The sequence below is a fragment of the Flavobacterium sp. CG_9.10 genome (genome assembly GCF_015752245.1).
Taxonomy (GTDB): domain Bacteria; phylum Bacteroidota; class Bacteroidia; order Flavobacteriales; family Flavobacteriaceae; genus Flavobacterium.
The window spans coordinates 115681-134283 of the sequence record NZ_JADOVD010000002.1; the positions used below are offsets into that span (position 1 = coordinate 115681).

General features: G+C 34.4%; 20 protein-coding genes and 1 pseudogene. 9 read left to right on the forward strand and 12 right to left on the reverse strand.

Annotation, left to right across the window (positions count from 1 at the left end; genetic code table 11):
- Window positions 1–24: 24 nt before the first annotated feature.
- From murQ to IWX84_RS02135, 3 genes are all read right to left on the reverse strand, one after another.
- Entirely contained in the window at window positions 25–840 is an 816-nt protein-coding gene (gene murQ / locus IWX84_RS02125) for an N-acetylmuramic acid 6-phosphate etherase (RefSeq protein ID WP_196849111.1), read from the reverse strand.
- Between the two features lie 168 nt (window positions 841–1008).
- Window positions 1009–1677, reverse strand: coding sequence for a ZIP family metal transporter (locus tag IWX84_RS02130; protein WP_196849112.1), 669 nt, complete (start codon window positions 1675–1677; stop codon window positions 1009–1011).
- Window positions 1678–2442 (reverse strand): class I SAM-dependent methyltransferase, encoded by a 765-nt coding sequence (locus IWX84_RS02135; RefSeq protein ID WP_196849113.1) that lies wholly within the window; start codon window positions 2440–2442, stop codon window positions 1678–1680.
- Window positions 2443–2511: 69 nt separating this feature from the next.
- Between IWX84_RS02135 and IWX84_RS02140 the strand changes: the two genes are divergently transcribed.
- From IWX84_RS02140 to IWX84_RS02150, 3 genes and pseudogenes are all read left to right on the forward strand, one after another.
- A complete protein-coding gene (locus IWX84_RS02140; RefSeq protein ID WP_196849114.1) occupies window positions 2512–3696 on the forward strand; it encodes a class I SAM-dependent RNA methyltransferase in 1185 nt (394 codons plus the stop codon).
- A gap of 68 nt (window positions 3697–3764) precedes the next feature.
- Entirely contained in the window at window positions 3765–4001 is a 237-nt protein-coding gene (locus IWX84_RS02145; RefSeq protein WP_196849115.1) for a hypothetical protein, read from the forward strand.
- Between the two features lie 67 nt (window positions 4002–4068).
- A pseudogene (locus IWX84_RS02150) lies at window positions 4069–4424 on the forward strand (four helix bundle protein).
- A 59-nt stretch (window positions 4425–4483) separates the two neighbouring features.
- Here the strand turns inward: IWX84_RS02150 and IWX84_RS02155 are convergent.
- From IWX84_RS02155 to IWX84_RS02170, 4 genes are all read right to left on the reverse strand, one after another.
- Window positions 4484–5332, reverse strand: a complete 849-nt coding sequence (locus IWX84_RS02155; RefSeq protein ID WP_196849116.1) for a DUF6048 family protein — start codon at window positions 5330–5332, stop codon at window positions 4484–4486.
- Window positions 5304–5834, reverse strand: coding sequence for a DUF6452 family protein (locus IWX84_RS02160; RefSeq protein ID WP_196849117.1), 531 nt, complete (start codon window positions 5832–5834; stop codon window positions 5304–5306). The genes IWX84_RS02155 and IWX84_RS02160 overlap by 29 nt, the downstream gene beginning before the upstream one ends.
- Before the next feature lie 78 nt (window positions 5835–5912).
- Window positions 5913–7325: a 23S rRNA (uracil(1939)-C(5))-methyltransferase RlmD gene (rlmD, locus tag IWX84_RS02165; RefSeq protein ID WP_196849118.1), complete on the reverse strand. Its 1413-nt coding sequence runs from the start codon at window positions 7323–7325 to the stop codon at window positions 5913–5915.
- 405 nt (window positions 7326–7730) lie between these two features.
- Window positions 7731–8417 (reverse strand): SGNH/GDSL hydrolase family protein, encoded by a 687-nt coding sequence (locus tag IWX84_RS02170; protein WP_317192092.1) that lies wholly within the window; start codon window positions 8415–8417, stop codon window positions 7731–7733.
- A 255-nt stretch (window positions 8418–8672) separates the two neighbouring features.
- Here IWX84_RS02170 and IWX84_RS02175 point away from each other — a divergent pair, with 255 nt between their 5' ends.
- The gene (locus IWX84_RS02175) at window positions 8673–9083 is read left to right on the forward strand and encodes an OsmC family protein (RefSeq protein ID WP_196849120.1); all 411 of its coding nucleotides are present in this window, start codon (window positions 8673–8675) and stop codon (window positions 9081–9083) included.
- Window positions 9084–9151: 68 nt separating this feature from the next.
- Here the strand turns inward: IWX84_RS02175 and cysM are convergent, their stop codons facing one another.
- Both cysM and epsC read right to left on the reverse strand, forming a co-directional pair.
- Window positions 9152–10039: a cysteine synthase CysM gene (gene cysM / locus IWX84_RS02180; protein ID WP_196849121.1), complete on the reverse strand. Its 888-nt coding sequence runs from the start codon at window positions 10037–10039 to the stop codon at window positions 9152–9154.
- Window position 10040: 1 nt separating this feature from the next.
- Window positions 10041–10832, reverse strand: a complete 792-nt coding sequence (gene epsC, locus IWX84_RS02185; RefSeq protein WP_196849122.1) for a serine O-acetyltransferase EpsC — start codon at window positions 10830–10832, stop codon at window positions 10041–10043.
- Window positions 10833–11061: 229 nt separating this feature from the next.
- Here epsC and IWX84_RS02190 point away from each other — a divergent pair, with 229 nt between their 5' ends.
- A complete protein-coding gene (locus IWX84_RS02190) occupies window positions 11062–11763 on the forward strand; it encodes a DUF1003 domain-containing protein (RefSeq protein ID WP_196849123.1) in 702 nt (233 codons plus the stop codon).
- 43 nt (window positions 11764–11806) lie between these two features.
- Here the strand turns inward: IWX84_RS02190 and IWX84_RS02195 are convergent, their stop codons facing one another.
- Window positions 11807–12088 carry a DUF2752 domain-containing protein gene (locus IWX84_RS02195; protein WP_231385385.1) on the reverse strand — a complete coding sequence of 94 codons (282 nt, stop codon included), beginning with the start codon at window positions 12086–12088 and terminating at the stop codon, window positions 11807–11809.
- Window positions 12089–12190: 102 nt separating this feature from the next.
- On the opposite strand from IWX84_RS02195, the gene IWX84_RS02200 reads away from it, so the two are divergent.
- Both IWX84_RS02200 and IWX84_RS02205 read left to right on the forward strand, forming a co-directional pair.
- Window positions 12191–12373, forward strand: a complete 183-nt coding sequence (locus tag IWX84_RS02200; RefSeq protein ID WP_196849124.1) for a hypothetical protein — start codon at window positions 12191–12193, stop codon at window positions 12371–12373.
- A complete protein-coding gene (locus tag IWX84_RS02205) occupies window positions 12366–12917 on the forward strand; it encodes a Smr/MutS family protein (RefSeq protein WP_196849125.1) in 552 nt (183 codons plus the stop codon). Before IWX84_RS02200 ends, IWX84_RS02205 begins: the two co-directional genes overlap by 8 nt.
- A gap of 137 nt (window positions 12918–13054) precedes the next feature.
- Here IWX84_RS02205 and IWX84_RS02210 read toward each other — a convergent pair whose 3' ends face one another.
- On the reverse strand, window positions 13055–14011 hold the full coding sequence (locus IWX84_RS02210; protein ID WP_196849126.1) for a hypothetical protein: 957 nt from the start codon (window positions 14009–14011) through the stop codon (window positions 13055–13057).
- A 204-nt stretch (window positions 14012–14215) separates the two neighbouring features.
- Here IWX84_RS02210 and IWX84_RS02215 point away from each other — a divergent pair, with 204 nt between their 5' ends.
- Together IWX84_RS02215 and IWX84_RS02220 are read left to right on the forward strand one after the other, a co-directional pair.
- Window positions 14216–15136 carry an EamA family transporter gene (locus IWX84_RS02215; protein WP_196849127.1) on the forward strand — a complete coding sequence of 307 codons (921 nt, stop codon included), beginning with the start codon at window positions 14216–14218 and terminating at the stop codon, window positions 15134–15136.
- Window positions 15137–15152: 16 nt separating this feature from the next.
- A complete protein-coding gene (locus IWX84_RS02220) occupies window positions 15153–16277 on the forward strand; it encodes a cysteine desulfurase family protein (RefSeq protein ID WP_196849128.1) in 1125 nt (374 codons plus the stop codon).
- Window positions 16278–16374: 97 nt separating this feature from the next.
- Here the strand turns inward: IWX84_RS02220 and IWX84_RS02225 are convergent, their stop codons facing one another.
- On the reverse strand, window positions 16375–18597 hold the full coding sequence (locus IWX84_RS02225) for a glycosyltransferase (protein ID WP_196849129.1): 2223 nt from the start codon (window positions 18595–18597) through the stop codon (window positions 16375–16377).
- Window positions 18598–18603: the final 6 nt, after the last annotated feature.

Sequence of the window (18603 nt, forward strand, 5' to 3'; positions counted from 1 at the left end):
CTGAAAACTGCGACTGAACACTGTTTACTGACCATTATAATTATTTACTGCTTTTCTAACGCTTCCGTGTTTTTTTAATAATTCGGCAGCTTGTTCGTACGGAACTGGAATTTCTCCCATAATCATTTTTACCCCACGATCGACCAATTTGCTGTTGCTTAGTTGCATATCGACCATTTTATTGCCTTTCACTTTCCCCAGTTGAACCATAGTCGTTGTCGAAATCATATTCAATACTAATTTCTGTGCAGTTCCCGCTTTCATTCGGGAGCTTCCCGTTACAAATTCCGGACCTACCACTACATCGATTGGGAATTTTGCTGTCGATGAAAGTGGACTTCCTGCATTACAAGAAATACTTCCCGTTATGATATTATTTTCATTGCATTTTTCTAAACCACCAATAACATAAGGCGTTGTTCCTGAAGCGGCAATGCCAATCACTACATCATTTTCATTTATATTGTGTTCTTGTAAATCGATCCAAGCTTGGGTGGCGTTGTCTTCGGCATTTTCTACAGCTCTGCGAATGGCTTCATCACCACCGGCTATAATTCCGTTTACCAAGTCAAAAGGAACGCCAAAGGTTGGTGGACATTCGGATGCATCAACAATACCCAATCGTCCCGAAGTTCCTGCTCCAATATAGAATAATCGTCCGCCGAGTTTCATTTTGGAAACGATTTCAGTGACTAAACTTTCTATTTGTGGCAACGCTTTTTCAACGGCAAGTGGCACAGTTTTGTCTTCCTGATTGATGTTAGAAAGCAATTCTGTAACCGACATTTTTTCTAAATGTTCGTATTTTGAGGATTGTTCGGTAGTTTTAGTAAATGTCATTTTTGTTAAAATTAAAATTATGTGTAGGGACAGCTCGCGAGCTATGGGTACGTTGCGTGCGTGAGGGATAGTAGTGGAAATCCTTTTTTTTAGAGCGTTAGCGGAATAAAAAAAGATTGCAACGGATAGCCCGGCCGCTTTTTCAGCGGACACGCCCAAATTATAAAATTATATAAAATACGCCAATCCAATTCCTAAAATAATCATAGAAACCTTGGCGATATTGAATTTGTGTCCTTCGCTGCTTTCGAAAATAATCGTGGATGAAATATGAAATAATATCCCAATTACAACTGCAGTTATTTCGTTATAATATTGATTTAATATTGGCAAATAACCCGATGAAAACGTTCCCAGCGGTGTCATAATCGCAAAAGTGATCATGAAGATGAAAATCGCTGTTTTATTTAAATTTGCATTGATAAAAAATGTTGTAAGAATGATCGCAATAGGTAGATGGTGTACGGCAATTCCAAGCGCTAAATCGCTATGATGGCTTAATGGAAATCCTTCTAAAAAAGCGTGAATACAAAGGCTGATAAACAAAAGCCAAGGAATATGATTCATGTTTGCATGTCCATGAACATGCCCGTGTTCGGCGCCTTTGGAGAAAAATTCGAGTATGATTTGGAATAAAATTCCCAACATAATAAAAAGTCCAATGCTGCTTTTTTTACTTTCATAAACTTCAGGTAATAAGTGCATCACGGTCAATGAAAGCAAAAAGGAACCACTAAAGGCCAACAATAATTTGAGATTGGTTTTGTTGTTTGGTTTCAAAACTAAAGCGATACCGTACCCTATAAGTACCGAAAGTAATGGAAAAAGATAATTCATTTATTTAAAAATCATGATTAGGCGTTCACTTTCCGTTTTATGGAATTTCTTCAATTTATAATCTCCAAAAATATCCAACAGGTAAATTCCAGCTTCTTCCATTAATTGTTCAAAATCAGTAAGGGTTAAGGCTTTTACTTTTTCGGTAAAATGAAATTTTTGTCCTTTGTCTTCAAAGGCAATTTCTTTATAAATATGCCCGTCTTTTAGATAGCGCTTGATATGAAAATCGATTTCATCTACTGTTTTTATTTCCTCTGGAACCAAAGTATTGAGGACTTGATTGACATTCATAAAGTCAATCACGGCAAATCCATATTCGGATAAGCTGTCTTTGATTGCTTTTAAAGTGGTTAAATTGTCTTCATCATTTTCAAAATATCCGAAGCTGGTAAACAAATTGAAAATGGCATCATATTTTTCTTCGAAAGGTTCACGCATATCGTGAACTTTAAAATGTAAGGTTTCATTGGTATTTTTGCTGGCTTCAATAATACTGTTCTCCGATAGATCAGCACCCAAAACATCAAACCCCAATTGATTCAAATAAATGGCATGACGTCCTTTGCCACAAGCTAAATCCAATACTTTTGCTTTTTCAGGAAGATTGAGATAATGTGTCAAATTATCCATGAAAATTTGCGCTTCTCTATAGTTTCGTTCTTTGTAAAGGATGTGGTAATAAGGAGAGTCAAACCAGGAAGTGAACCAGTTTTCAGTTGATTGTTGTTGGTTTTCGGGTGACGGTTTTTGAGCTTCAGACATTTATTCTTTTTCAATTAATTCGATTCAGGCAAATTTAGTGTATTTTTGCAACGAATACTTGATTTTACAATGGAAAATAATTTTAAAATGGTTGCCAAAACCTTTTTTGGTTTTGAAGAAATATTAGCAAAAGAGTTGAAAAACTTGGGTGCGCAGGACGTGGAGCAAGGCGTGAGAATGGTAAGTTTTAAAGGGGACAAAGGATTTATGTACAAAGCAAATTTAGCTTTGCGTACGGCTTTGAAAATCTTGAAACCTATTTATTTTTTCAAGGCTAATAATGAACAGGCTTTGTACAAAGGCATTTCGGGAATAAACTGGTCTAAATTATTGAACGCCAATCAGACTTTTGTGATTGATGCGACCGTACATTCGGAATATTTTAATCACTCGGAATTTGTTTCACAAAAGTGTAAAGATGCGATTGTAGATCAATTTAGAGAAAGAACCGGGCAACGTCCAAGTATTGATAAAGTTTTTCCAGATTTGAGAATTAATATACATATTGACAAAGACCAAGTTTCGGTTGCACTGGATACTTCAGGAAACTCATTGCATCAACGTGGTTATAGAACGGCAACGAATATTGCTCCTATAAACGAAGTTTTGGCTGCAGGAATTTTATTGCTTTCGGGTTGGGATGGTCAAGGCGATTTCTTGGATCCAATGTGTGGTTCGGGAACTTTTCTCGCTGAAGCTGCTATGATTGCTTGTAATATTCCGGCAAACATTAACCGTAAAGAATTTGCTTTCGAAAAATGGAACGATTGGGATAATGAATTATTTGACAATATCTCAGATAGTTTATTGAAAAGAGTGAGAGAGTTTCATCACACTATAAAAGGATTTGATAAAGCACCAAGTGCGGTTCAAAAAGCCAAAGACAATATCAAAAACGCAAATCTTGACGAGTATATTTCGATTGAGGAAAAGAACTTTTTTGACACCGAAAAAACGTCACAAGGTAAGTTACACATGGTTTTCAATCCGCCTTATGATGAGCGTTTGGATATCCACATGGAAGAATTCTACAAAAGCATTGGCGATACCTTAAAGAAAAATTATCCAGGCACAAATGCTTGGTTCATCACTGCAAATCTGGAAGCACTGAAATATGTAGGTTTAAAACCTTCGAGAAAAATCAAACTTTTTAACGCCAGTTTAGAAGCGAGATTAGTGAAATACGAAATGTACGAGGGAAGTAAGAGAACAAAGTTTCAAGTAACAGATACAGAGAGAGGTGATCAGGATTAGATAGCAGAATAAGCTAGCGATATCAGATTAAAAACTCATAATTCATAACTCAAAACTCATAATTTATTATGACCAAATTACAAGTACGTGCCTTTTTATATCAATTAGGCTCTTTTGCAATATTTTTTATATCTACAAGATATTTGGTAGCAAAATATACAATGCTGACTGGATTCTGGATTCCATTTACAGCTTTTGTAATTGGAACTATTATAGCTCCAAAGTTTCAGTCTGTAAAAACCAAAGATGGAGAAAAGCTATTTATGAAATGGATTTTTATAAAGGGAATTAAGGAAATAGGATAGCTTAGAAATTACGAATTACGAATTAAAAATTACGATAATCGCAAAGAAAAACTAATTAATAGCTTTTATGAAAGAAAATATTATTCAGATTAAAAGTTATGCTTTTGCGGTTCGGATTGTTAAAGTTTATAAATATTGTGCGAAGAGAAAAAAGAATATGTTTTGAGTAAACAATTACTTCGCTCTGGTACGTCGATAGCAGCAAATATTGAGGAAGCTATTGGCGGGCAAACTGATAAAGACTTTTTTGCAAAACTGACGATTGCTTATAAAGAAGCCAGAGAAACTCATTATTGGATTAGACTTTTAACCGATACTGATTATATTTCTAAAAAAGAAAATGAAAGTTTACTATTTGATATAAACGAATTATTAAAAATTATTGGCTCTATTCAAAAAACTTTACGTTCTAAAAATCAATAAAATCTAATTATTGATTTTCATTCGTAATTCTCGTAATTCTCGTAATTCTAAATTCGTAATTATTTTTTACCGTTAGATTTTTTAGAAACTGCAACAGGTTTTACCTTTTTCTTGTAAATAGGTAAGAAATACGTAACGGTATAATTGAATCCAACTCCAAAATCCCCATTGTAAGTTCTATTGAATCCCGGAATATATAAGTTTTCAAAATTATCGGGTTGTTTGTTGCTGACCAAGCGTTTCAATTGAAGACTGAATCCCACAAACACATTATCAAATACTTTTGCTTTAACTCCCGCCACCACTTCAATCCAACTGGCGGATAATCCGTTGAATTTTTGTCCTGAAGCAATTGTCGGTGTTTCTCCAAAATAAGGATTGGCATTGTAGATTTTATACGTATTTATTTGTTGATTAAAAGTACTAAAACCGTAGCGCATTCCTATAGAAATGATGTTTTCCATGTTCAACCAGTTTTGATACCCATTGTAATCAAAACCTGCTTTTAGATAAGAGCCTTTGACAGTGGAGTTCAATCGGGTGTCATCAGTTGTTTTATTTTCATTTCCCAGTTCGGCAGCCAAAAAATATTTTTTTGTCAATCGGTAATCCCCAACAAATTCGATTCCTTTGTAATTTTTGTCATACAATGCCCGAGTTAATTTATACAAATCAACACCTACGCGTATACCGTAACGATCCGTTTTTACAGGAACTGGAATAGAATCCTTCTTTTTTGCTGTTAAATCAACTTTTTTAAAAGCTTCAGGATTTTCAGGAACTACACCTTCTGTTTTTGGTGTAGGTTGTTTCGCCAGTTCGGCCTTTGAGTTCGAATCTTGTGCATTTGCCAAAAACAAAGACAACACCAGACAAAAACTAAAAAAATATTTTAATGTGTGTTTCATTTTCGTTTTCTATATTACTTTTTTCAACCGAGATATATTTGATCCATTTATCGGCAGCAATTGTGTGAGTGTAAGAATTTGTAGCGTTTAAGGTGAAGACCGTCTTAAAGCCGCAAGCTCTCGATACAAAAACATCTTTTCTGGTATAGTCGAATTTTATATTATCCACATTCACTAACGCTGGATTTGAATTACCGGAATTCAATGTAAAACTAAAACCAGTAGTGTCTTCGTTCGTTTTTAACGGAATAGAAATGGTATTTCCACTCGTCAGAAATTTAGATTCACCACTTGCAGTTGCATTAAAAATAACTCCATCCGTCAATCCAGCACCAACAACCTTTAAGTCAGTAACATTTTTTAAAACGGAAGGATTTGCAAAATCATAGAATGTAATAACCATTCTTGGTGTTGTAGGAGTATTGGCATCGCAAATGTCATCTTTCTCACAACTGGAGAATGATAAGGCAAAAACCAATACCAATAAAATTATTTTTCTCATATTTTTTTTAATGAAGATTTTTGATTGCAGATTTTAAAATATGCAATCAAAAATCGTTAATCTTCAATCAAAAATCATTTATCTTCTTTCCAAAAGCACAACATTTTCCACATGATGCGTTTGTGGAAACATATCGACAGGTCGCACTCGCGTTACTTTGTATTTTTCGTCCATCAAAGCCAAATCTCGCGCTTGTGTAGCCGAGTTGCAACTTACATAAACCACTTTTTCGGGTGCAATTTTTATAATCTGTTCAATTACATCTTTATGCATTCCGTCTCTTGGTGGATCGGTGATAATTACATCTGGATGCCCGTGTTGCGCAATGAAGCTATCGTTAAATACGACTTTCATATCACCTACAAAGAACTCGCAATTCGTAATTTCGTTGCGTTCCGCGTTTAAATTGGCATCTTTAATTGCTTCCGGAACACTCTCCACGCCAATTACTTTTTTAGCTTTTTTAGAAACAAACTGAGCAATTGTACCAGTTCCTGTATATAAATCATAAACAATTTCATTTCCGGTAAGACCGGCAAAATCTCTTGTTATTTTGTATAATTCATAGGCTTGGTCGGAATTGGTTTGGTAAAAAGATTTGGCATTAATGCTAAATTTCAATCCTTCCATTTCTTCTAAAATGTAATCTCTTCCTTTATACAATTTGATGTCGGTATCATATAAAGTGTCGTTTGCTTTATTGTTAATCACGTATTGCAGCGAAGTAATTTGAGGGAATTTCTCGTAAATATGATCTAAAAGTAGTTCTCTGTTGGCTTTGTCATTTTCAAAAAATTGAATTAAAACCATAATTTCTCCAGTAGAAGAAGTTCTCAACATCAAAGTTCTTAGCAAACCTTCATGAGCTCTAGGATTAAAGAAAGTCAAACCGTGCTCATTTGCAAAAGCGCGAACTTCATTTCTAATAGCATTAGATGGATCTTCCTGTAAATGACATTTGTTAATATCCAGAATTTTGTCCCACATTTTCGGAATGTGAAAACCAAGTGCGTTTCTATTCCCTAAATCTTCGATGCTGTCAATTTCTTTTTCGGTTAACCAACGGCTGTTTGAAAACGAAAATTCCATTTTGTTTCTATAGAAAAACTGTTTCTCCGAACCTAAAATAGGCTCGAATTCAGGAAGTTCTACTTTTCCAATGCGTTGCAAATGATTCAATACCTCATTTTGCTTGTAATACAACTGTTGGCTGTATTTCATATTCTGCCATTTACAACCGCCACAAACACCAAAATGTTCGCAAATAGGTTCTACACGATGCTCCGAAAATTCATGAAAATGAACTGCTTTTCCTTCGTAGTACGCCTTACGTTTCTTGAACGTTTGTACATCTACCACATCGCCAGGAACGACATTTGGGATAAAAATCACTTTACCATCCGGAGCTTTTGCTACCGAAACGCCTTTTGCACCAGCATCAAGGACTTTTATTTGATGAAAGACAACTTTGTCTGTATTTTTCTTTGCCATAGCGCAAAAATAAGTGATTGGTTGGTTTTATAAATTCAAATTAGGAAATATTTTTAAAAAGTATCGATTTTTATTTGAGCCTAATCCCGCTTTTCGCTACAAATCCCCAGTTCCGCAAGCAGCAACACTATACCTATAAAGGAGCTTCCTCTGGTCGCTCTTTACCGGCAAGTGTTTCAAAGCTTTCGTTCCTGAGGGTTTTTCGCTATAATCGGGGGCAGGGTGCTTTAGGGGTTAATAATTACGTTTTGTAGTAAGAAGTAAGGTTATGCTTAGATTTTGGGTATTAAATGCAATTCCGTGATCAAACTACCGACATATTGTCGCCATCGCGGTTTGTTTAAAGCAACAAAGAAAGTAAAATTGATATAAAAAATATGTCAAATAATTAGATTGGTTATTTTATTACTTCAAGAATGTCAAAGCGATTGCTTTCTCTGCAAGAGGCGCCATTACTTGATAACCGGTTTTATTAGGATGCACACCGTCATTCGAAAATTCTGCTTTCAATCCTATTCTTTCATCAACCATTGCCAAGTAATAATCGACATACAAGAGATTATTTGCTTTAGAATAATTCTCTAGGATTACATTCAAAGCTTTAATTTTTTCAATAGGTTCCTGATTGGGTTTCCAAGGAAAATCGTAAGCCGGCAATACCGAACAAAGAATTACTTTCATGTGGTTGGCCTTCGCCAATTCAATCATCGAGAAAATATTGTCTCGAATCATTTCAATTGTTGATGGCCCGGTGTTTCCCGCAATATCATTGATTCCTGCAAGGATGACGACTGCAGAGGGATGTAAAGCAATTACATCATCTCTAAATCGCAGCAGCATTTGTGGCGTCGTTTGACCACTAATTCCCCGATTAATATAAGGTTTTCCTAAAAAATAGTCGGGATCAATGGTACTCCAAAATTCGGTTATGGAATCTCCCATGAATACAATCCTTTTTTGTCCCGCTACAGCAAGCGGGAGCATGGAATTCTGGTTTTGATATTTGTTTAAATTTGGCCAGTCCTGAGCTTGCATATTTCTTCCCATAATTAATAATAATAGAAAACTATTTTTTAGAATAAGTCGTGTCACTTGTAACTCATTAAATAGTTAAAAATCAGCATTTTTTTAGTCTAACAAACGTAATGAATTGGCACACCAAAACCAATTGGAGAAATACGAATTAAAGTGTAAAACAACTTCCAATTGCAATATAGGATTCTGTATTTGGATGTTGTACTATTATTTTAATGAGAAACATTTTTTAAAATTTCGTTAAAAAACGAACTAAATCAAAGTCTTAGATTTTAAAAAGAACTAAATTTGAGTAAACTAAAAAGAAGAATTATGAAAAGAAATGGAACCGCAGTTTGGAAAGGCTCACTAAAAGAAGGCAACGGGGTTGTATCAACACAAAGTAAAGTCCTTGACAATACGCAATATTCGTTCAAATCCCGTTTTGAAGAAGGAATAGGTACGAATCCAGAAGAATTGATAGCAGCAGCGCACGCCGGTTGTTTTACGATGCAACTTTCGGCTTATATTACCGAAGAGGGTTTTGAAATTGAAAGTATCGAAACCAAATGCGACATTGATTTAGTCGATGGAACTATTGTCACTTCTCACTTAACGGTAAATGCAAAAGTAAGCGGTATTTCAGAGGATGTTTTTCACCAACAAGTTGCAAAAGCAGAGCAAAATTGCCCAGTTTCTAAAGTATTGAATGCGGCTATTTCTTCAACAGCCACTTTAATATAAAAACAAAATTCATAAAAAAGGCTCAGTTTTATTACAAACTGAGCCTTTTTTATTTTTATATAGCAGGTTTAATCAAATAAATCTGAAGACAAATAGCGGTCTCCGCGATCACAGATAATAGCAACAATAACACCTGATTCTAAAGTATTAGCGATTTTTATTGCCGCAGCAACGGAACCGCCACTACTCATTCCTGCAAATACCCCTTCTTCAAGCGCTAAACGTTTGGTCATATCACGAGCTTCTTGTTCCGTAACTTCTATAATGGTATCCACTTTTGAGGCATCGAAAATTTTTGGTAAATATTCTTTTGGCCATTTCCTGATTCCTGGAATTTGGGAACCATCGCTGGGTTGTGCGCCAATGATTTGAATAGCTGGATTTTTCTCTTTCAAATAAGTTGACGTTCCAATGACTGTTCCTGTTGTTCCCATGGCTGCAACAAAATGGGTTACTGTTCCTTCGGTGTCATTCCATATTTCGGGACCAGTGGTTTTATAATGTGCTTTCCAGTTGTCATCATTCGCAAATTGGTTCAACATAATATAACCTCCTTCGGCGACCTTCTTGTCTGCATAATCTCTGGAGCCAATGATTCCTGTACTTGCGGGAGTTTGTATTACTGTTGCGCCATAAGCACGCATGGTTTGGGTACGTTCTTTGGTTGAATCATCTGGAAGAACAAGTTCAATTTCGATATTAAATAGTTGGGCAATCATGGCTAATGCAATTCCTGTATTTCCGCTGGTTGCTTCAATGAGTTTGTCTCCTTTTTTGATTTCGCCTCTTTCAAGAGCGGATGCAATCATATTGTACGCTGCTCTGTCTTTTACGCTGCCTCCCGGATTGTTTCCTTCTAGCTTCAATAAAAGTTTTACATTTTTATTTTGTACCAAATTGATACTTTCCACTAAAGGTGTATTTCCTATGAGGTCTAATATTTTTTGTGGTTTCATATTATTTTATCTCTTTTATTTTTACTTCGGTGGTGGTGGTGTTCATTACAATGGATTTTGCTGGAATAGATTTGGTCACCCAAGCATTTCCGCCAATAATACTGTTTTTACCAATCACGGTTTCGCCGCCTAGAATTGTTGCGTTGGCATAAATGCAAACATTTTTCTCAACGGTTGGATGTCTTTTGGTATTTTTCATGTCTTTACTAACGCTTAAGGCACCAAGAGTTACGCCTTGATAAATTTTCACCTGTTTTTCTATAACGGTAGTTTCGCCAATTACAATTCCGGTTGCATGGTCAATAAAGATAGGAGACGCAATTGTTGCACCCGCATGAATATCAGTTCCTGTGATTCGATGTGCATATTCACTCATTAATCTCGAAAATAATAAAAGATCCAGGAGATACAATTCATGGCTCAATCTGTAAATTGCAATGGCGTAAAAACCAGGATAAGTCAAATACACTTCTTCAATACTGTTTGAAGCGGGATCGTTTTCTAAAAAAAAGTTGGCATCTTGATTCAGTTTTTCAAGGACGGAAGGTAAGGTCTCAAAAAATTTATCCCACATAGAATCACACAAAGCATGAGGTTTTTTACACGCGATGGCTGATATTTCCTTAAATTGTTTTTCAAGTTCCTCAATGCTTTTATTTAGTGGAGCATTGGTATCAAATAAAGTAAAAAACAATAGTTCCGTAAAAGCCTCAGTTTTTGTTTTGATACTATAATTAATAGTAAAACCGTTTTTTAAAGTACTAATATTTTTGATAATCAGATCTTTTGTCATGATTATAGAATTGGATTATTAATGAAGACCGTAAAAGTAAGGCGTTTTTCAGAAAAAGAAGCAAAATCAGATAAAGAAATATTATAGTTTACTAGCTAATCGTAGAATTTGAATCTATAATTTAATTTCTGATTTTAGAAATAGGCAGAATCAGACTTTGTGAATCTTTCGAATTTAAATGGATGGAAAAAAGGTGTTTTTAATGTAAATTAGCAAGAAAATAATTTGAATGAATACAAATACCACTTTTATAAGCGATCTTTCCAAAAAGGAATTTCCTATTGTTGAAAAAGTTTCCGGGAAAATAATTAGAAATCCAATATTAGCATTAATCCAAAAAGACTTTCCTGATTTTAACGAGGATAAATTACTTTCTGTAAGTGAGTTAAATTTATATAGGGAAAAATATATTTCAAATTATTTGTCGGTTGAAATAGGGGAACTTTCTAATTTGGAAACTAAGGTTATTGGGTCATTAAAGGAGGACGTATCTTTGGTGAGTACTGTCGAAGATGAGATTGGAGTTAGAACCTTTGGACAAAAAGTGGCTGATCGAGTAGCTGCTTTTGGCGGAAGCTGGAAATTTATAATTCTTTTTGGGGTATTTATTCTCTTGTGGATATTGGCTAATATTTATATTTTAATGAATAAAGGATTCGACCCTTATCCTTTTATTTTGTTGAATCTAATTTTATCCTGTCTGGCAGCTCTTCAGGCTCCAGTAATTATGATGAGTCAAAATCGTCAGGAAGAAAAAGACAGAGAAAGAGCCAAGAAAGATTATATGATCAATCTTAAATCAGAACTCGAAATCAGAATGCTCCATGAAAAACTGGATCATTTGATTATGCATCAACAAGAAGAATTGATAGAGATTCAAAAAGTGCAAATTGAGATGATGAATGATATTTTGACGCGAATTAGCAAGTAAGTGTTGATGGCTAATTTTTAAAAATTAAACCATATAAAATTGCTTAATAATAATGTTTGCACAAGTAGCCAACAATCATAAATAGTCCATTTATAATTGCCATGCTAATCATTAAATTTTTATAGTTCCTCTGTTTGTCTATAAAGTACAAACCTAGAATTATCAAAAATAATAGCGTAGTATAAACAGCAGGATACATTTGAAAAGCAGCCGTGAAATCACCTTTCAAAAGCAAGAGTAATCCTCTTTGAAATCCGCAGCCTAAACACTCTACTCCAAAGAGCGTTTTGCTCAAACAAGGGACCATATATTTTTCTAAATCCAAAGGTTTTATTTTTTACAATTTTACGAAAAAATAAGAAACCTTTTGAATAATAAATCGATGCAGTTTTAAATTCATTACTTTTGGAATCTGATATTTTAAGAGATGAAAAAAATTATAATTCCAGTAATGGTTGTCGCCATAATTGTTGCTTTGTATGAGCAGGTGAGTGCGGAAAAAAATGTGTATATAATGGTAATTGCAATCGTATTTTTCATGATGGGAATGATGCAATTGAGTGCCAAAACACCAAGTAAAAATCAAGTTAAAGAAGACGAAAATGTTTAGCAAAGGAGATAAAGTTTCAGTACTTGATGAAGCTATAAATGGAGTAGTGTTATCAGTCAAAGATAAGCAGGTTACGGTCGAAACAGAGGACGGATTTACGATGACATTTCTTGTCAACGAGTTAATTAAGATAATCGATACCAGTAATTTAATGGATTCTATCAGAAGAATTAATGTAGATGAAATTTCGAAAGAGAAAGAGATTCCAAAACCACGAAGTTTTGTTAAAGAAAGAAAGGATAAAAACGAAATTTTGGCTCCAGAGTTTGATTTGCACATCGAAAAATTGGTTCCTAATAAACGCGGAATGTCAAATTATGATATTCTGACTTTGCAAAGTGAAACGGCAAAACGGCACATCGAATTTGCCATTCGCAATCGCATTCCAAAGATTGTTTTTATCCATGGTGTTGGCGAAGGAATCCTAAAAGCGGAGTTGGATTTCTTGTTAGGACGTTATGATAATATTGCTTTCCAAGAAGGTAATTATCAAAAATACGGACAGGGAGCAACAGAAGTTTTTATCAAACAAAGCAATAAATAATAATTTTATTCGGAATATATACGAAATAAAAAAACGTCAGTTAGAGCTATTTTCAACGGAAAATATTCTCAATAACTGACGTTTTATTTTGATCTAGAAAGGAGATTTTAGTCTCTTATTTTGTCTTGTAGTTACCGCTAATTTGTGGTTAAAAGTTCTCCGTAAATGTAACGGTCTCCTAGTTTGAAATCATTACTTCCTTTCTTCATTGTAACATTTCTGAGGACAATTGTATGTTTAAAACCAGTTCCAAATGAGGTGGTAGTTACTTCAATAATTCCGCTTAGGTTTGAAACTCCAGCTGCAGCAATCCATTCTTCGCTTATAACAGGTGTGGAAGGTGCGGTTGCAGTACAAAAATAGCTTCCAGTAAGTAAACCAGAAAATAATCGATAGGTAAGCTTATTAGTGGTTGTGCCAATAAGTCCCGTTCTGGGCTTATTAACAGGAGTTGCAGCACTTACTATCAAAGATGGATCTATATCTAAAGTAAGGGATTCACTACTATTATAATTATAAATTTGTTTCGATGAACTACATTGCTCTACTGTCTGGTCAAATTGGAAAGGTAATGTTGTGGCCGGAATGACGTAATCCCCAAAAGGGAATGTTTCGTAAACCTGAGTTCCACTGTTTTTTGCAAAAGTCACATTCTTGAATGTTATATTATGATTGTAGCCGGTAATTCGGGTACTGTTATCAATTGCATTTATTGTTTTTACTGCGGTAGTAAATATCTGTATTTTACCGGCAGTAGCGGTCCACTGATCTGTAATAGTTGGAGAAGCTGGAGGTATGCTTTCGCAAATATTTAAGGAGGAAACGGTTCCATTATAAAAGCGATATACCAGTCGATTTACGCTGCTAATATCAAGAAATGTAGGTGCACCAACCAAACTTGGTTCAGTGGTGAAAGAGCTTTTAGGGATTTCAAGAATCAATGATTCTTTATCTTTCAGTTTATAAATGATATTATTGCTGCTGCAACTTTGGGTGGCAACATTTTCAAAAGTAATATCTTCTTGAATTAAATTCCCGTCATCACAACTGTTTATTAATAATGCCAAAAACAATAGGCCTACAACTCTTTTCATTTTTTTCTATTTGAAACAAAAATAGAATTTTTAATTTGTTCCAAATACATTCCTATCCAAAAACATGTAATTTAACAGGATTTTTGGTTTTTAAATTGCAATTAATGAAAGGAATAATGCGGATGAAACTTTGTCGTAATGCAATCCCATAAATAATTCAAAGCGGATAGAAATCATTATATTTGTGGCAATTCTATACTAAAGATGAGACTTAACAAATATTATTCTGCTGCATTTTCCGCCTTTTTTATCTGGGGATTTTTTAGTTTGGCGTTAAAACCTTTGCATAATTACCCTTCTTTGGACATTTTGTTTTATCGTGTTTTTTTTAGTGTGGTGACTATGGTTTTTATTAATCTGGTTTTTCGTCGAAATGTAATCCAAAAAGACTGGAAGCACTTTCAAAGTATCAGCCCGAAAAAGAAAAGAAATATTATTTTATTGACGCTAGGCGGGGGATTATTTCTTTCTTCAAATTGGTTTGTTTTTATTTATGTAATGAATCATGTCAGTGTGAAAGCCGCTTCATTAGCTTATTTAATTTGCCCTATCCTTACCACTATTTTTGCTTTTTTTATTCTAAAAGAAAAACTAAGTAGATGGCAGTGGGTAGCCGTAATGATTAGTTTTTTTAGTTGTATTTTATTGTCGTTCAATCATTTTCAGGACATTTTTTATAGCCTGATTGTTGCGGCAACTTATGCTTTGTATCTTGTCAGTCAAAGGAAAAATAGTGAAATGGATAAGTTTTTAGTGTTGACTATTCAATTAGTTTTTACAGCGATAATTCTTCTTCCGTTTTATCCAAAATACAGTGGAACCTTGCCAACAGAACCTTTATTCTATGGATGTATGCTAGTTATTGTGGTGTTTTTCACCATTATTCCTTTGTTTTTGAACTTGTACGCGCTTAAAGGAATCAATTCTTCAGCAGTGGGAATTATGATTTACATCAATCCGATAATTAATTTTTTAATGGCGATTTTCTATTACAAAGAACAAGTAAGTTCACTTCAGTTATTTTCCTATTTCGTAATTTTGATTTCGATTTTGGTTTTTAATGAAAAAATGCTGTTTTCCAGAAAGCGGAATCTTATGCAATCGGAAATAGAAGGTTCCAAATAATTTCTAATTTTAAAAAATGAAAAAAGTATATCTCGATAACGCCTCCACAACAGCGATTCGTCCCGAAGTGATTCAGGAAATGACAAAGGTAATGGCAGAAGATTATGGAAATCCGTCGTCAACTCATAGTTTTGGTCGTAATGCCAAAAATATTTTAGAACTCTCCAGAAAATCCATCGCAAAGCATTTAAATGTTTCTGCACAGGAAATTATTTTCACTTCCTGCGGAACAGAAGCCAATAACTGGATTCTTCGTTCGGCAGTGAAAGATTTAAAAGTAAAGCGCATAATTACCAGTAAAATCGAGCATCATGCCGTTTTGTATACGCTCTTGGCGTTGCAAAGAGACTATGATATTCAAGTTGATTATGTTGCTGTGAAGCCAAATGGAGAAATTGACATCACTGATTTAGTTGAATTGCTTTCACAGGACACCAAAACATTAGTGAGTCTGATGCATGTTAACAATGAAATAGGGACTGTTTTGGATTTAGACAGAATAGCTCTTATTTGCAAGGAACACAATGTGTTATTTCATTCGGATACTGTTCAATCTGTTGGAAAAACGGAGATAGATTTGCAAAAAATATCTATTGATTTTATCGTGGCAAGCGCACATAAATTTCATGGACCTAAAGGCGTTGGATTTGCTTTTGTTCGAAAAAATTCTGGTTTGCAACCACTGTTTTTTGGCGGCGAACAGGAAAAGGGTTTACGAGCAGGAACTGAAGCGCTGCATCAAATCGCTGGAATGGCAAAGGCTTTGGATTATTCATATACCAATTTAGAAACGGAAAGAAATTATATTTCGGAATTAAAAAATTATTTGATTACTCAACTGGAGATCGAATTCCCTGCATTTGCAATCAATGGAAATCAAGATGGTTTTTACAATATGATGAATGTTTTATTGCCTTTTTCGGAAGAAAAAACAGCAATGATTTTATTTAATTTAGACATGAAAGGAATAGCAGTTTCCCGAGGGAGCGCTTGTCAATCTGGAACCATTAAGCCATCGCATGTTTTAGCTGAAATGCTTTCAACCGAAGATTTAAAAAAGCCAAGTTTACGCATTTCCTTCAGTCATTATAATACAAAAGAAGATATCGATTTACTGATTCAAGCTTTGAAAACAATATAAAAAAAATCTGCTGAAAAGCAGATTTTTTTGTTTTATCCTTTCTTTGAGATCCAAAACTAGTTTTTGAATTATAGTTTTTTGCAGTAATTATTAATTGTTATGCTTCGGCGTATTTTTCCATTATTAAACGTGCTTTAAAATAACATAAAGTCGATTCTGCTCCTTGGTTTATGTTGATGTAGGTGTCTTCCAATCCATCATAGGACGCGCCGTTTTCCGGATTATACATGATTTGTTTGAGATGATTGTTCCCTAAAAACCATATAAAAGCCAGTTTAAGCTGATCTTTGTATTTTTTATTCCGAGTCACTTCATAAAATAAATCCAACGCAATAATAGTTGTCGCTACTTCTATAGGCTGTTCTCCATAAAATTTTCTTTCGTTTTCTTTTTTAAACCAGCCTCTGTTTGAAATTACCTTTAATTGACCCTTCATGAAATAATGCGATAGCAAGAAATCAAAAGTTATTGCGGCAATTTTCTTGTATTTCGGGTTTTTGGTAGCTAAGTAACTGTACATCATTGCTTCGGGTAAAATATTATTGGCGTAAGTCATATAATCTTCATACCAGCACCAATTTTCGGCAGAATTGATATTATAATGATGTAATAACTTATTGGCCAGTTGCTCTATATTTGTCTTTACCGTTTCATTTTTATAAACCGAATAGTAATGGTAAAGTCCCTTTAATGTGTAAGCGATTGCTCTTGGTGAAACAATATCGTTAATTCTTTCTATAGCCTTATCCCAACATTTTTCTGCTCTTAAAACCATTTCTGCCGGTAAGGTATCTCTATGACCTATTGTGGTACCCAAACTCCATAAAGCTCTTCCATTAGCATCTTCAAGGTTGACTTCTTCATTTTGTGCTGTTAAACGTTGCTGGAAATCCTTGTAATTATTGAACCAACCGTTAGGCTGTTGAATTCCTTCTATAAAATTTAAATAGGTATTTGCCAATTGTACTACTGTTTCATCGGGGAAAATTTTATTATACATTACCATATTTATTAACGCTCTAGCATTGTCATCCAGCGTATAGCCTGATTCTGGATCCGGCTGGCTAAATTTTGAAAATTGAAGAATTCCAAAATCGGTGGTGAGTTTCTTAATATGATCTAAATTTATCGGTGGAAAATTGAATCTTAAATCATCTTCGCGATTCGTTAATTGGTCAAATAATAGTCGGTACTGTATCGCAATATTCTCCCAAGTTGTGGCATGCGCCAAAGCAAAAGCATTTTTGCCCATTGCAATTCGTTCTTCTTTATTTTCAATGAGGTGTAGAATTGCCTTTTGAAATTCTTCGGGTTTGTTGAAATTTTTTAACAATATTCCGTTGCCATCGACGAGCACTTCTACTGCATGCGGTATTGGTGTGGAAATTACGGCGCAACCGCAACTCATGGCATAGGAAAAGGTTCCGCTTACAGCCTGATTTGGATCTTTGGAAGAAAATAAATAGATTTCTGATAATGTTAGATGTTCGAGGAGGTGCTTTAATTCAAGATATTCATTAATAAAAAGAACATTATTTCCCAGATGTAATTCTTTTACAATAGTGATAAGCGTTTCTCTATATTTTTCACCATCTCTTTTAATGACTTCAGGATGTGTTTTTCCAATTACTAAATATAGTACTTCAGGATATTTTGCAACGATTGCAGGTAATGCATGCAATACAGTTTCAATACTTTTATTTTCGCTGATTAATCCAAATGTTGACAGTACTATTCTGTCGTTGAACTCATATTTTATTTTTAAATTTTCCTTTTGTTCCCAAAGTATGCTATGCGTACCATGCGGAATTACAATTGTTTTCGATAGAGGGCAATCATAAAAACTAGTCAAAATTTCTTGTGATTTTTTAGTAAGAACAATTATCCTGTCTGATAAATCGGATATGGCATGAACTATTTTCTTCCTTTTTTCATCTGGATTGGGCAATACCGTATGAAAAACAGTGACGATTGGTTTGTTCAGTGCCAATATGAAGGACAGTATATAATCACCATATTCACCTCCAAAAAGTCCAAATTCATGTTGGATGCAAACCAAACCAATATCATTTCGCTCATTTATTTTCTCAGCAACCAACCGATAATCGTCCAAAGAAAATACGGGCAAAATATACTTGACTTCGGGATTGTAATCAAAATTTTGGTCGTTGTTTTGTAAAGCACAGACTTCAATAGGTAGAGTTTTTCCAAAAACATTATTAACCGCATTTGCAATGTCATTTGAAAAAGTGGCTAAACCGCACTCTCGAGGCGGATAAGAACTGACAATTAGCATTTTTATTCCTTTTTCAAAATTCATGGCCTA

Excerpts from the sequence above, each read along its gene's own strand:
- IWX84_RS02225 (WP_196849129.1), bottom strand. The coding sequence starts at position 18,597 with ATGAATTTTGAAAAAGGAATAAAAATGCTAATTGTCAGTTCTTATCCG.
- IWX84_RS02130 (WP_196849112.1), bottom strand. The coding sequence starts at position 1,677 with ATGAATTATCTTTTTCCATTACTTTCGGTACTTATAGGGTACGGTATC.
- IWX84_RS02205 (WP_196849125.1), top strand. The coding sequence starts at position 12,366 with ATGTTTAGCAAAGGAGATAAAGTTTCAGTACTTGATGAAGCTATAAAT.
- IWX84_RS02140 (WP_196849114.1), top strand. The coding sequence starts at position 2,512 with ATGGAAAATAATTTTAAAATGGTTGCCAAAACCTTTTTTGGTTTTGAA.
- IWX84_RS02175 (WP_196849120.1), top strand. The coding sequence starts at position 8,673 with ATGAAAAGAAATGGAACCGCAGTTTGGAAAGGCTCACTAAAAGAAGGC.
- murQ (WP_196849111.1), bottom strand. The coding sequence starts at position 840 with ATGACATTTACTAAAACTACCGAACAATCCTCAAAATACGAACATTTA.
- IWX84_RS02155 (WP_196849116.1), bottom strand. The coding sequence starts at position 5,332 with ATGAAACACACATTAAAATATTTTTTTAGTTTTTGTCTGGTGTTGTCT.
- IWX84_RS02190 (WP_196849123.1), top strand. The coding sequence starts at position 11,062 with ATGAATACAAATACCACTTTTATAAGCGATCTTTCCAAAAAGGAATTT.
- cysM (WP_196849121.1), bottom strand. The coding sequence starts at position 10,039 with ATGAAACCACAAAAAATATTAGACCTCATAGGAAATACACCTTTAGTG.
- rlmD (WP_196849118.1), bottom strand. The coding sequence starts at position 7,325 with ATGGCAAAGAAAAATACAGACAAAGTTGTCTTTCATCAAATAAAAGTC.
- IWX84_RS02160 (WP_196849117.1), bottom strand. The coding sequence starts at position 5,834 with ATGAGAAAAATAATTTTATTGGTATTGGTTTTTGCCTTATCATTCTCC.
- IWX84_RS02135 (WP_196849113.1), bottom strand. The coding sequence starts at position 2,442 with ATGTCTGAAGCTCAAAAACCGTCACCCGAAAACCAACAACAATCAACT.
- epsC (WP_196849122.1), bottom strand. The coding sequence starts at position 10,832 with ATGACAAAAGATCTGATTATCAAAAATATTAGTACTTTAAAAAACGGT.
- IWX84_RS02220 (WP_196849128.1), top strand. The coding sequence starts at position 15,153 with ATGAAAAAAGTATATCTCGATAACGCCTCCACAACAGCGATTCGTCCC.
- IWX84_RS02215 (WP_196849127.1), top strand. The coding sequence starts at position 14,216 with ATGAGACTTAACAAATATTATTCTGCTGCATTTTCCGCCTTTTTTATC.
- IWX84_RS02145 (WP_196849115.1), top strand. The coding sequence starts at position 3,765 with ATGACCAAATTACAAGTACGTGCCTTTTTATATCAATTAGGCTCTTTT.
- IWX84_RS02210 (WP_196849126.1), bottom strand. The coding sequence starts at position 14,011 with ATGAAAAGAGTTGTAGGCCTATTGTTTTTGGCATTATTAATAAACAGT.
- IWX84_RS02200 (WP_196849124.1), top strand. The coding sequence starts at position 12,191 with ATGAAAAAAATTATAATTCCAGTAATGGTTGTCGCCATAATTGTTGCT.